The sequence below is a fragment of the Aminiphilus sp. genome, assembly GCF_029975095.1.
Taxonomy (GTDB): domain Bacteria; phylum Synergistota; class Synergistia; order Synergistales; family Aminiphilaceae; genus Aminiphilus.
In genome coordinates this window covers 1-13,266 of sequence record NZ_JARKPW010000072.1, presented here as the reverse complement: position 1 = coordinate 13,266, position 13,266 = coordinate 1, and the positions used below count along the sequence as shown (strand labels likewise).

Below are 13,266 nucleotides of genomic sequence, written 5' to 3'. Positions count from 1 at the left end.
CGGGTATGGCGTGGGGCATGGACCCGTTCTCTCCGGAGGCGACGATGATGTCGAAGGCTTTTCCTTCGGCACCCAGAAGCTCCATCTCGTAGGCCAGATCGCGTGCCAGGTCTCGTTCCGTCGTGCCGGGAACGACCTTGGGAAGAAGAGCGGCAAAGGCTCTGTCGGCGATGTCCGCGGCTTTTGCGATGCGTGTCCGTTCCTCCTCGTCTTTGACATAGCGCAGGAGGTCCACGCCTTTTTCCGCAGGAAGAAATGCCACGTCTCCGAGCGCGCTGGAGATCTCCTGGTAGAGGGCGAAGCTGACGAAGGAAGGCTCGAAACGGATTTTTTCAAGCCCCGTTTTCCTGGCGAGAGCGGAGATGGTCTCTCCCAGAGGGGGGAGGGGATCGCGCCAGCGCACGATCTCAAAGTGGGGACACTCCGTGGCGGCCTGCTCCGTGTAGCGCGAATCGGTGATGAGAAAGGCGTCTTTTTCGGTGACGAGACCGTAGGAATCAGCCCCGGTGAATCCAGAGAGATAGCGCAGATTTGTCGGGCGAAGGATGAAAAGCCCTTCCGCGCCGCCGAGAAGGATTTCGTTTCGCAAGCGTCGTAGACGTTCGATGGAAGCTCTCCTCCTTGTGATGTATGATATTTTAGATACAACTTTGATGGAAAAAATAACACGGAGCGATAAATTTGTCAAGAATTGGAAGGATTTAAATTAAATGCGAACTTTTTCCTCTCAGAGAGATGTATTTCCCCGCCGGCGAAAACATCCCGGCGATTCTTCCGCGAAAAGAAAGTGGTTGCTTGTGTGCATGGAAAGTGTCATGAAACTTCGAGGAAAAGAGCGATCTTGCTGCATCATCCGGATAGTCCACCGGAACGTGCTTCTCTGGAAGGAAACGCGGTGGACTATAATGAGGCTGCAGGTGTACGGTTTTGTGAAACAGGATGTTCTCCTCATGGAGAAAAGGGAGGCGACGTGTCATGCCGTTTCGAAAAAGTTGTGACGGTTCCCTCCGGGGGAGGGTACAAGCTTCTTCTCGGGCGCTTTGGCTCCGGAAGGGGCGAATCGTCTCTCCCGGAACGGGTTCGGGTGAGAGCGAATCCCTTCTGGCCTGGGGGGAACGGATTGTTGCCGTGGGAAAGGATGACGAGGTGGCAAGGCACCCTCTCGCCGGAACGGCGGAACAGGTGGACGCGGCGGGGCGACGGGTGATTCCAGGCATCGTCGATGCTCATGTGCATTTTGCCGCCGCCGTGGAGGGGCGGACCGCCGTGGATCTCGGCTCCTGCGCGACGCTCAAGGAGGTTGTGGAGCGCCTGTCCCGCAGGGCGGAAACGCTTCCCCCTTCGGCGTGGGTGAGGGGCATGCACTTCGATCACAACCGTTTCGCCGAGAAACGATTGCCCGAGCGGCGCGAACTCGACAGGATTCCCAATCCCGTCTTGCTCACCAGGCTCTGTTACCATGCTCATTGCGCCAACACTCCCGCGCTGCGTGCCGCAGGGGTGCTGGATGCACCGGACCTTCCCGAGGGGTTTCAGCGCGATGCGGAGGGAACTCTCACGGGGGTGGTCCTCGAGAGTGGTGCGGACCGCCTGTACCGGGCCTATCGGGCCGCAGGAGGCGACGAGGAGGCGTTGCTCGAAGGGATGGCCCGAATGATGGAGGAATGGGCCTCCTTCGGTATCACCGCCTTCAACACGACCTCGGCGGAACATATCGGCATCGTGGAATCCCTGGGAGCGTATCAGGAGCTGCAGCGTCGGGGAAGGCAGCTCCAGCGCGTGGTGGTCCACACGAACAGCCTTCCGCCTTTCGGCATGCAATCGGGCTTCGGCTCTTCCCTGCTTCGTTTCGGAGGGCTCAAACTCTTTGCCGACGGTGGCTTCTGCGCTCGCACGGGAGCCATGAGCTTCGTCTACCCCGGAGAGGAGACGAGCGGCTATCGGGGACTGCTCGCCTACGGCGACGAGGAACTCTACGCCCTTTTCCGCGACGCCCAGCAGCGGGGGGTGCAGATCGCGGTGCACTGCATCGGTGATCGAGCCCTCGACCAGATTCTGGATGCCTTCGAGCGTGCAGGGCGCACGTTCCCCAGACCGGAACTGCGGCATCGCGTCATTCACTGCTACGTGGTGCGGCCGGACCAGCGGAAACGCATGCGCGCCCTCGGTCTCGCGGCGGATGTACAGCCTCGCTTTCTCGCCGACGAAATCGACATCGCCGAAGCGAATCTTCCCGGGCCGGTGCGTCCCTTCTCCTACGCCTGGAGATCCCTTCTCGACGAAGGGCTGCTCGTCACGGGCAGCTCCGACTGTCCCGCCGCCCATCCCAATCCGTGGCTCGGCGTGGAGGCGGCGGTGAACCGGGTGCGTGCCCTGGAGCGGACGCCCGCAGGAGGGTGGGGACCGGAGCAGAAACTGACTCTCGACGAGGCGCTCGCCCTGTTCACGAAAAACGCCGCCGAGGCGGTGGGCCTCGATGAGGCGGGGCGGCTCGAACCGGGCATGCTGGCGGATTTTCTTCTTCTTGAGGATGACCCCTGGGAGATGGATCCGGAGAAACTGGGGAATGTTCGTGTCTGGCGCACCTATCGCGGCGGAGAGCTGCTTTTTGAGCGCGTGCGTTGAGGAGAGGCAAGGGAGGGCGACGCCTTCCCTTGCGATCAGCACGCCTTGGACGACGAGGAGGCTTTCTTCCCCCGGGAGAAAAAGCGTTTGAGGGCCTCCAGTGAGTTGTCCGAGCCCTCGAGAGTGAGCAGGGCCACGGCGCCGGCGATGGCGACGGCACCCAGAATGGTCTGGAGAGAGGCGTGTTCCCCCAGGAGAATACTGCTCCAGAAGATGGCGAAAGCCAGCTCTGCCGTGGAGAGGATGGACGCCACCGTTCCGGGAATGACCTTCAGCGCCGCCAGAAGGATGCCGTAAGCCAGGAGCGTGGGAATGGCCACCACGTAGGCCAGAAGGAGCCACCCCTTGAGGGGGAGTCCCTGCAGGCAGGCGAGGGACCCCGTCGGGACGGCGATGCACCACATGAGCACTGCCCCCCAGAAGAACGTGGCGAAGTAGTTGGTGAAGGGGTCGGTTCTTCCCAGGCCGTATTTTCCGTTCAGAATGAACGCCGCGTAGGAAAACCCCGAGAGAAGCATGCAGAGAATGCCCACGAGATCGAGATGGCCCGGTTCGACTCCTCCGACGGCGAACCACACGCCCCCCAGGCCCAGGACCAGAGCGACGAGACGGATCCGCGTGAGGGACTCCTTTCCCCAGATGGCTGCCATGGCGATGACCCAGAGGGGAGACGTATAGAAGAGAACGGTGGCAAAGCCGATAGGGATGCGCACCATGCCGATGTTGCTGAGAAGGTAGACGCCGACGACTCCGAAAAGACCGCCGGCAATGCGGTATGGGAGTTGTCGGAACAGTTCCCGGAAGGAGTCTCGGTACCGCACCAGGGCGAAGACGGCGACGCACAGGGCGGCGCCGGTACCCCGCACGAGTCCCACGGTGATCGGTTCGACGCCGAAGGCGTAGAGGCCGCGGAAAGTGGGGCCGATGAGACCCCAGATGGCGGCGCTGGTGAGTGCCGCAAGAATGCCCAGCACGTACATGCAGGTGTTGCCTCCTTCAGCGCGTCCGACGATGGGACGGTTTTGAACGTCTTCTCTTGTTTCCCCTTCATGATATCGCGTACAATCCCTTGTGTCCCGAACCAACAGCCATGATCATGAGAGAGCCATTGTTCTGTTCTCTCCGCAAAGACTTCCAAAGAGGGACGGGCACGTTCTTCCCTGGTCGCCCGTGGTACCATGTTTCCGCTCACGGACGCGATACGATATGCGGGTGGATTTGGAACGCGGTTCGCCTGCGCCCGTCCGCGGCGGTGGCGCACTGGAGCGGACGGGCGCAGGCGAACCCGAGGGAGAAGAGACATATGACCGTTTTCATGCTCGTTCTCAATTTGATTCTCAACATTCTGGCGAGTGTCTTCATCAAGATCGGCATGCGCGGTGCCTCCGGCGAGGTGGGAGGCGCGGTGCTGCACATGCTGCGCACCTGGCAGATCTACGCGGCGGTGGCCTGTTTCGGCGGCGGATTCGTCACCTACAGTCTCCTGCTGGCGAGGATGCATCTGAGCGTGGTCTACCCCCTGATGATGGGAAGCATCGCTGCGGGGCTCTCGTTCGTGGCGGTGTTCTGTTTCGGGGAGACCTTCAGTCTTGTGAAAGGCGTCGGCCTGGTGCTCGTCGTGGCGGGAGTCTGGTGTCTCACCAGGTAGTCCGTCGTGCTCTTCACAGAGGAATATTGCCGCCAAAGTCGAAAGAAAGAATGGGGTGACGTCTTTGTCGGCGTTTCCCTTGCTGGCGGGATGGAAGGCACTTTTTCGTCGGAGAGGGAAGATATCCAAGGCGGATCTGTCATCCACGGTCTCCTGCCGGCGTGGAGGCGTCTCAGGGGGGCCCCCTGACGATGAGGAAGCATCGGGTTCGGCGTGTGGAAGCCTTACCGAGGAGATACGCTGTCCCGCAGAAGCGGAGGCTTTTGGTTCCGGAAGGAGGTTCGGGAAATGCGTGAACTCGCCGTCGTGATCCCCGTCTACAACGAGGCCGAACAGATCGCACGAACGGTGGCTGCCGTCGAGGCGGCTCTCGGGGATTGTTCTGATCTGCGGTACCGTTTTCTTCTCGTGGACGACGGATCCGCGGATGGTTCGTGGCAGGCCATTTCGAAACTCGCCGATGACAAGCCGCACCTCCGGGGTGTGCGCCTCAGCCGGAACTTCGGCAAGGAGGCGGCGCTCTGCGCCGGGCTGGATCTCGCCGAAGGCGTTTCCTGTCTCATCATGGACGCGGACCTGCAGCATCCGCCGGATGTGCTTCCCCGCATGGTCGCCCTCTGGCGGGAGGGATATGACGTAGTGGAGGGCGTGAAGACCAGTCGGGGAAAGGAGAGCCTTTCCTATCGCCTTCTGGCTGGTTCCTTCTACTGGATTCTTGAGCGCCTCTCGGGGTTTTCCTTCGAAAACGGTTCGGATTTCAAGCTCCTCGACGCCAAGGTGGTGGCCGCCTGGAAGCGGATGGGCGAGAGCCGCACTTTTTTCCGCGGCATGTCCGCGTGGCTCGGTTTCCGGCGTGTCACTGTTCCCTTTGCCGTGGGAGAGCGCGGGGCGGGGCGGAGCGGTTGGTCGGCTTTCAAGCTGATCCGGCTCGCCGTGGACGCCATCTCTTCCTTCACCTCAGCACCGTTGCACGTCGTTACGATATTGGGCCTCTTTCTCTTCCTCTTCGCCGGAGTTCTCGGCGCGCAGACCTTGGCCAACAAAGTGCGGTGGCTTGCGGTGGACGGATTCACCACGGTGATCCTGCTCCAGTTGCTCATCGGAAGCATTCTCATGATGAGCCTGGGCATCATCGGTATCTACATCGCCAGGATCTTCGACGAGGTGAAGCACAGGCCCCGGTACGTTATCGCCGAGGCCACCGCCTCCACCGGGAAAGATTCCGGGGAACCTGACTGAGATGCTGTCCGGTTTTCTTTTTCTCTGCCTCTGTACCGCCGTGGGATTCGTTTTTCTCCGGGAAATGCTGCCCTCCCTTTGGGACGACGGCCTGAACGTCCATCGCCTCCTCCGGAAGTGCCGAGAAAACGCAACCGGGATGGAAGACCGGGGAGCGGAGAGCGGTCTGTCGGAAGACGGAGGAAAAGCGGTCCGGCGGTGGATGGTGCTCCTTCCGGCGTCATGGATTTCCGGAACGCTTTGTGTCACCTGGTTCGTCTATCTCGCCGCCTATGCCCTGCGGAGGACCGCCGCGCCGCTCCTCTGGGCGAACGTGCTGGCTTTCCTGTTCTTCGGTATCGTGCTCTCCGTCTGGCTTCTGCGACGGCGGCGGCTCTTTTCCGGAGCCCACGGATGGAGCGCCGGGGACATCCTCGGAGTACTCTCGGCCTCGAAACTTGAGATGAGCGTCCTCCTCGTCGCCGCCCTGGGGATGGGGTATCTGGATTTTCGCACCTGCTTCGAGAGCAGGGGAGATCTGGCGCTCGGCGTGTCCGCCTTCAGCGATCTCGTGACGCACGTGTCCATGATCCGCTCTTTTTCACTGGGAGCGAATTTCCCCACCGAGTACGTCTATTTCGCCGACGGGACCGTGCGCTATCACTTTCTTTTCCAGTTTTTCACGGGAAACCTGGAATATCTGGGCATGCCCCTCGCCCTTGCGCTGAACCTCACGAGCATCCTCGCCTTCGTTGCCATGATCGCCCTTCTTTTCAGTCTTACCGTCGCCCTCTGCGGAGACCGAATTGCGGCTCTCCTCGCCTGCGTTCTCGCCTTCTTCCGAAGCTCCTGGGCCTTCTTCACCTTTGCCGGAGAGGCGACGTCCTTTTCCGATCTGTGGCATCGCATCCTCCGCGTGAGCGAGCACATCGGAAAAACCCCCTATGAACACTGGGGCCTCTGGAACCAGAACGTCTTCGTGAACCAGAGGCACTTTCCCTTCGCGGTGGCGCTCTTGCTGTTGGTCCTGCTCTGCATGCTCCCCACCTTCGCGGCCATGATGGACCGGCTTCGGCGGGGGCGCTTCTCCGAACGCGTCGGAGAGCTACTGCTCGCGAGAGATGCCTGGATTCCCGGCGATCTCCGGAGAGGGTGCGCTCTGGGAGTGCTCCTGGGAATGTCCGCCTTCTGGAACGGGGCAGTATTCATCGCGGCTCTTCTCGTGCTCTTCGTGTTCGCCCTCTTCTCGAAACATCGCCTGGAATATCTGCTGCTGGCCGCTCTCGCCCTCGCGCTCGCCAAACTGCAGGGGGCGTTTTTTCTGGGCGATGTCCCCGCCGTGGCCCCGAAATTCTTTCTCGGCTTCGTTGCGCCGGTCAAGACGAACTACGGTGTCTTCCGGTACTATCTGGAACTCTTCGGCGTTCTCCCCTTCGCCGTGCTCGCGTCACTTGCCCTGCCCCTCTCGGGGGGCGCGGTCTTTCTGGCCGCGGCGGGAGCGCCCTTCCTCTTCGCCAACTTCGTGCAGCTCACTCCGGACATCGTGGTGAACCACAAATATATCCAGATCGCGGTTTTTCTGGCGAACATTCCCGTGGCGTTTCTTCTGGCGACCCTCTTTCGCGAGCGGGCGACACGCCTTCTCGGGGTGCTGCTTCTCGCCGTTCTCACCGTGACGGGCGTGGTGGATCTCCGGGCGGTGCACAACATCAACGACCCCGCCCGGGCGGTGCGGATCAGAGAGCAGGATCCGGTGAAGCTCTGGGCGCTGGAGCATATCGGGTCGGACGAGCTGGTCCTCACGAAGAACTACTACATGCATCCCCTCCTGGCCGCGGGGAGAAAACTCTACAATGGCTGGCAGTACTACGCATGGTCGGCGGGGTACCCCACCGCGGCCAGGGATCGGATCGTCAAGAAGATCTTCGAGGGGACCGATCCCGAGGCAGTGAAGGCGCTTCTTGCGGAAAACCGCATCGGATACGTTCTCGTCGACGGGGAGACCCGGAGGGAGTTCAAGGTGAACGAAGTGCTCCTCAACAGGGTGCTCGAAAGGGTTTTTTCTCATCCCCCCTCCGGAACGGCCATCTATCGCGTGCCGAAAAACGAGGACTGCGACGCATTGCAGGAAAAGGAATCCGCCGAATAACAAAGGAGATGGGGACGGAGAAAGGGTGCGGGAAGAGGGGAACGGTCGCGTTCTCCGGAGAGGCGACGTGTCTCGGGACGCCCTTTTCTGTCGGGCCGACGGCGGAAAATCGAGGACCAGGGAGGAATGAACATGGCACGGATCCAGGACAGAAGCGGGCGGTCCGAGGCGGAGACGGCCTCGGACATCGACCTTTCCGTGGTCGTACCCGTCTACAACGAACAGGAAGTGCTTCTGGAGAGCTACCGGCGTCTTTCGAAGGTCCTTTCCGGCATGGAGGAGCGCTACGAACTCGTCTTTGTGGACGACGGCAGCCGGGATGCCACCAGGGCCATTCTTCGGGAACTCGCGACACGGGACCCCAACGTGCGGTTCATCGGCTTCTCCCGGAACTTCGGGCACCAGGCGGCCATCACTGCCGGCGTGGACGCTTCCGCCGGCAAGGCGGTGGTGATCATCGACGCGGACCTCCAGGACCCGCCGGAGCTGATCCCTCGCATGGTGGCGAAATGGAAAGAAGGCTACGAGGTGGTCTACGGAAAGCGCACCAAGCGCAAGGGGGAGACGGCCTTCAAAAAGATCACCGCCGCGGTTTTCTACCGCTTCCTCCGTGCCATGGCGAACCAGGACATTCCCGTGGATGCGGGGGACTTCCGGCTTCTCGACCGGCGCATCTGCCGCATTCTCCTGGAGAACGTGAACGAGCGGTGCCGGTACATGCGGGGGCTGGTGAGCTGGATGGGCTTCCGCCAGACCTTCATCGAATACGAGCGGGAGGAACGCTTCGCGGGAGTCACCAAGTATCCGCTGAAGAAAATGGTCCGTCTCGCCATGGATGCCATCACGGCCTTCACCATGCCGCTCAAGATCGCCACCTGGGTGGGGTTTTCCCTGTCGGGGCTCAGCTTTCTCTACCTGCTGGTGAACATCTACCTGAAGCTCTTCACGAACATCACCTGGCCCGGGTGGACGTCCCTCATTGTGGTGAGCCTCTTCTTCAACGGCGTGATCCTCATCATGCTCGGCCTCATGGGGGAATACATCGCCCGGATCATCGAGGAGGTGAAGGGGCGCCCCCTCTATCTCGTGGCGGAGACGGGCAACATGGAGGAACGCGCCTTTCGGGACAACGGAGACCTCCGGCGGGGGGATGGGCGTTACCCCGCCTGAACGTTCGCGTTTTCCCGGATTCTTCCTCCGACCGAATGGAGGAAGAATCCGAAAGCGGGAGTTGTGTGCGTCAAGTTGTGCAAAAAGGTTCCCATGGTGTTTGGCGGTCGTCTGTGGCGATGAGCCACACTTTTCCAGGAGTGCCTGTGCGGTGCCGATGAACATTCGCGGAAACGGATGGAGCGGAGCGCTCCGAGGCAAAGGGCGGGAGCATCGCGGAAGTTCCTCGCGAGCGCATATCGTAGCGGAAGCGGCGAAGGAGAGGGCGTGTCGCAGCCTCCGGCGCCGGCGCATGCCCGTACCGCAGCGGTGTCGCGAAAGCGACTTTCACGTTCAAGGAATCTCTGAAAAAACGCTACGTTGGCCTCGGAAAAAGGCGGTGCGATTAAAAACGAGAGAGATAAACTCCTTTAAGCAGAGTTTCCTCAAAGGGGTCCTGCGCTCGTGTCCTTCGGAACGCTCCGTCAGTGCGGCGTCGCTTCTTCCATTTCCCGCCCTTCCGAGGCGGAAGGGGACGCAGGCTCCTTCCGCTCCTCCGCGGAGGGAGACGCGGCCCCTCCTTGTTCCGCCGAGGAGGCGGTTTCGCCGACGATCTCGATGACGACGAGGTCGCCGCTTCGGAAGACCACGTTTCCAAGAGCGGCGAGCCCATCCTCGTCGAGCTTGGGGAAACGCTTCCGCTCTGCCGCACCCACCACGATGTAGCGAATGCCGTAGCGGGAAAGAAGCGTCTGGGCTTCCCCGCCCTTCGGCGCCTCGTAGATGGCGCGGACCTCCCGGGAACGACGGTTCGGAAGGTTCGCGTCATTCCGCCAGAGCCATTCGTGGGCGTGCCATCCAAGGATGGTGGGGAGCCCCGTGGCCATGGAGATGCGCCCGAAATCGCTGTAGCTCTCCCCGTCCGCCTCCAGAAGAGGAACCTGTCCCGTCACGGTTTCGTTGAACCAGGCGATGGCGGCCCGGTCGTCCTTGGCGCGGAAATTCATGAAATCCAGACCGTCCAGCCCTTTCCAGGCTTCCCTGGCGGGGTAGTAGGTGCCCACGGCCTTCGGAAAATAGAGCAGGGGAAGAAGCACCACGAAATAGAAGAACACGGCGAGTCCCTTGCGGAACAAAAGCCTTCGGGGCAGCTCCGCGAGGCGTACCATGACGTATCCCGAGGCGATTCCCCAGAGGATGAAGGCTTGGTAGCCGAGCTTGAACATGGTGTTCGCCCGATGGTAGTCCGCGCCGTAGATGTCCTTCACGTACACCAGTTCCGGAATGGCCACCAGACCGATCCCCGCCAGGCAGAGCGCCCCCGCGAAGAGATCTCCCGGCGAGAGGGCACGCCACCAAAGGACGAACCCTCTTCCGGGTCCCCGCCGTTTCAGGCAACGCCCCAGGAGGAAGAAGACGAAGCCCAGAAAGAGGGTCGCCGTGAGGAGTTTGTCTCCCCACAGGACGAGGAGCTGCCAGGGCAGCGACCGGGACAGAACGGGAAAAATTCCCTTCACGAAGCTCTGGAAACGGAGCAAAAACGGCAGTGCCACCAGGAGCGACAGCGCTCCCGTGGCGAGGAGTGCTCCCGTACCCCCCGCGAGGGCGCGGAAGAACCGCCCCTTCCGTCGCCAGAGCCAGACGAAGGTGATGCCGCCGAAGAGTGCCGTGTGCACGGGGAAATCCCAGGAGTTCGTCATCTGCATGATCCCCACGAGAAATCCTCCCAGAGCGAGCCGGTCCACCGAAGGCCCCCGTGCCGCCGTGGTGAGAAGGACTCCCAGTGAAGTAAGCGTCACGGGGATGTCCGACACGTGCCCGTGCAGATCCGCCACCACGAAGGAGTAGAGGGGAAATTCGTGAATGGTCTTATCCTTGGCGGGAGGGAAATACCCGATATACCTGGTCGCGTCGGGATACCAATAGCTCTTGGTCGGACCCGAGTACACTCCCTGGTTTTTGAGAAAGGGAAGGGCATGCCCGTGGACGAAGCCGTGAAGGTTGCCTCCGCAGGCGACGAGGAGCGCCGCGATGGTTCCCGCGGCAAGGTTTTTCAGGAACGCACTCTTGTCCGTCGCTGTGGAGGAACGGACGAAACGGGAACGCCGCACCAGGGAGACGGCGGCCCATCCGAGGGAGAAGGCGAGCGTGACGGTCTGGCCGAAGAGCGTCGCGAGCATGAGGTTGTAGGCCACCTGAGGTGCCGTTCCCGTGAGGATGGTGAGGAAGGCGCAGAGGTAATGTCCGAAATAGTAGTAGTTGATGGGCTCTCCCGCGAGCCACATGTCCGTGGGGGGCATGGTGCCGCTTCGGAGGGCGGCGTTCACGAAACCGAAATCCATGAATTTTTCCAGGCCGTGGATGGAGGGCTGGAATCCCCGCACCCAGGCCCAGAAAAGAAAGGCCGCGAGAAAGAGCAGTTCTGAAAAGAGAACCTGTTTCCAGGAAACCGCTTTTTCCCCATCGCTTGCCGAAACAACCGTCTTCGCGATGTGTTCCGGAGTTGCACCGCGTCGGCCGTGTTGCCACAGGAGGAACAGCGTCCCGCACAGCGCGACGAGAGCCGTACTCCCCAGGACGGAGGTGCGGCCGAAGGGGGCGATTCCGAGCGCCGCGGCAAGCCAGCTCAGGTAGCCGGCGAAAAGAACACCCAGGGCCTTGGCGAAGGGCCACGCACCGTCTCGGAAGACGGGAAGAAGGCGTCGGGCGAAAGGAGCCGCGGCGAGGGTCAGGAAAAGGAGTGCCGCCCACCATCGGAGTGCGAGGAGGAAGAAGGGGGATTCGAGAAAGACGATCCCCTGCCGGAAAAGATGGGGAGCGTAGTCGATCACGGCGCGCTCCTCCCCGAAAAGTCCAGGATTTCGGGGGAACGGAGCCCCTGCTCGATGGCGTAGTTCTGGCCGCGGTCCTCGGGGTAGATCTGGGCCATGCAGTTCAGATAGAGATTGGGAATGGGTGTGCGGTGGGGAGGAATCCGCTTTCCGTATCCCCTGGTCGCCACATGCTGGGCCGAGTCAGCCCGGAAGATGCGGATCCGTTTCAGAAAGGACGGATCCCACCGCATCCGGCCCGGCGAGGTGCGCTCGACGGTCTTGGCGAGACGGGAGAGACCGTCGAGGAACACTGCCGCCACGGTCTCGTCGTCCGCCCGGAAGAGTGGTGCCGAAGGGGAGAGATAGCGGGAGAGATAGACCACGGAGGAGCCGTACCGGGTCGGAGGAAGCAGGTTCGTGTGCTCGATGAGGGCCACGAAGGGGAACTCCTCATCCGCGACGGTGATCCAGTAGTAGGGCGAGAGAGGACGGGAGAGTTCCAGCAGGGCGCAAAGGTTCGCCTGGTGAGGGATGTCCGTGAGTTGTTCCCGAAACCCCTCGGGGAGCTGGGGTGCCATTCTGGCCAGCTCCGCCGGAGCGGTGGTGACGAGAACCTTGGAGAAGGGGTCTTCGCCTTCGGGGGTTCGTACGAAAAGCATTCCTTCTTCCTGCGGGGTTGCGGAAAGGGAACGGATCGTGAGGACCGGGGTGTTCAGGCGCACCTCGCCTCCCGCAGCGCGGATGCGTGCGGTGAGCGTATCGTAGAGCACGCCGAAACTTCCCCGGAAATAGCCGAGGATTTCACGGCCCTGTCCCTTTCCCCGGGTGGATCCCCGGAGTTTGGTCTTGTTCCAGAGCCAGGTGGCGCCCACCTGATCGGCGTAGTCGCCGAACTTGGAGGCGAGAAGAGGTTTCCAGATCGTCTCGTAGACCCGTTTCCCGCCGGTCTCCACGGCCCATTCCCGGGCGGTCCGCTCCTCCAGATGTTCCCAGGAACGGACTCGCCGTGCGGCGAGAACGAAGAGCCCCAGACGGAACCTGTCCATCAGGGGAAGGGCGCCGAGCCGAAGAAGATCCCCCGGTGTCGTGAAGGGGTAAAGCCGCTCTCCACTGTACAGAGCATTTCGGGGCGGGAGCCACTCCAGACGGTCTCCCAGGCCGATTTCCTCCGCAAGGGAAACCAGGGCCTCGTCGCTGGTGAAGATGTGATGGTAGAAGGCCTCGATGCGCTCTTCTCCCGCGGTGACGGTCCTGGCCATTCCCCCGGAGACGGGGGCACTCTCGAAGACCACCACGTGCGCTCCCCTTCCGGAGAGCGCGTAGGCGGCGGCGAGGCCCGTCGGGCCTGCGCCGATGACGGCGATCCGCATGGTACAGCCACCTCCGAAGATGCACGCCTGACGCGCACAAAAAGCTGAAACCGAGTATATCATGAGGAAACGAGAGAAAAGGGAGTGCGCCGAAGGGAGGGAAGCGCCGTGGAGTGGAAACAGCTTCATCTGTGGCTCTCGGGGCGGGTGCAGGGAGTGGGCTGTCGCTTTCAGGTCTTCACGGAGGCGAATCGGCGTGGTCTGCGCGGTTGGGTGCGAAATCTGCCCGACGGACGGGTGGAGGTGCTCCTTCAGGGAGCACGGGAAGACCTGATTGCAATGCGCGAATGGTGC

At 61.9% G+C, this 13,266-nt stretch carries 10 protein-coding genes; 6 read left to right on the top strand and 4 right to left on the bottom strand.

The annotated features are described in order from the left end of the window. Positions 1 to 589 (bottom strand): aminopeptidase P family N-terminal domain-containing protein (locus Q1K49_RS04550; protein WP_300523302.1); only part of this gene is annotated, 589 nt, incomplete at its 3' end. 386 nt (positions 590 to 975) lie between these two features. Between Q1K49_RS04550 and Q1K49_RS04545 the strand changes: the two genes are divergently transcribed. Next, on the top strand, positions 976 to 2,625 hold the full coding sequence (locus tag Q1K49_RS04545; RefSeq protein ID WP_300523300.1) for an amidohydrolase family protein: 1,650 nt from the start codon (positions 976 to 978) through the stop codon (positions 2,623 to 2,625). A 35-nt stretch (positions 2,626 to 2,660) separates the two neighbouring features. Here the strand turns inward: Q1K49_RS04545 and Q1K49_RS04540 are convergent, their stop codons facing one another. Continuing rightward, entirely contained in the window at positions 2,661 to 3,605 is a 945-nt protein-coding gene (locus Q1K49_RS04540) for a DMT family transporter (protein ID WP_300523298.1), read from the bottom strand. Between the two features lie 323 nt (positions 3,606 to 3,928). On the opposite strand from Q1K49_RS04540, the gene Q1K49_RS04535 reads away from it, so the two are divergent. The 4 genes from Q1K49_RS04535 (at position 3,929) to Q1K49_RS04520 (ending at position 8,810) form a co-directional block, all read left to right on the top strand. Next, on the top strand, positions 3,929 to 4,273 hold the full coding sequence (locus Q1K49_RS04535) for a hypothetical protein (RefSeq protein WP_300523297.1): 345 nt from the start codon (positions 3,929 to 3,931) through the stop codon (positions 4,271 to 4,273). Between the two features lie 288 nt (positions 4,274 to 4,561). Continuing rightward, entirely contained in the window at positions 4,562 to 5,512 is a 951-nt protein-coding gene (locus Q1K49_RS04530; protein ID WP_300523294.1) for a glycosyltransferase family 2 protein, read from the top strand. A gap of 1 nt (position 5,513) precedes the next feature. Next, complete coding sequence (locus Q1K49_RS04525; protein ID WP_300523293.1) at positions 5,514 to 7,640, top strand: hypothetical protein; 2,127 nt, start codon at positions 5,514 to 5,516, stop codon at positions 7,638 to 7,640. 132 nt (positions 7,641 to 7,772) lie between these two features. After that, positions 7,773 to 8,810, top strand: coding sequence for a glycosyltransferase family 2 protein (locus Q1K49_RS04520; RefSeq protein WP_300523290.1), 1,038 nt, complete (start codon positions 7,773 to 7,775; stop codon positions 8,808 to 8,810). A 464-nt stretch (positions 8,811 to 9,274) separates the two neighbouring features. Here Q1K49_RS04520 and Q1K49_RS04515 read toward each other — a convergent pair whose 3' ends face one another. Continuing rightward, entirely contained in the window at positions 9,275 to 11,620 is a 2,346-nt protein-coding gene (locus Q1K49_RS04515; protein WP_300523287.1) for a DUF2298 domain-containing protein, read from the bottom strand. Further along, positions 11,617 to 12,972 carry an NAD(P)/FAD-dependent oxidoreductase gene (locus Q1K49_RS04510; protein WP_300523285.1) on the bottom strand — a complete coding sequence of 452 codons (1,356 nt, stop codon included), beginning with the start codon at positions 12,970 to 12,972 and terminating at the stop codon, positions 11,617 to 11,619. The genes Q1K49_RS04515 and Q1K49_RS04510 overlap by 4 nt, the downstream gene beginning before the upstream one ends. Positions 12,973 to 13,080: 108 nt before the next feature. Between Q1K49_RS04510 and Q1K49_RS04505 the strand changes: the two genes are divergently transcribed. After that, positions 13,081 to 13,266: acylphosphatase (locus Q1K49_RS04505; protein ID WP_300523282.1), on the top strand; the 186-nt coding region annotated here is incomplete at its 3' end.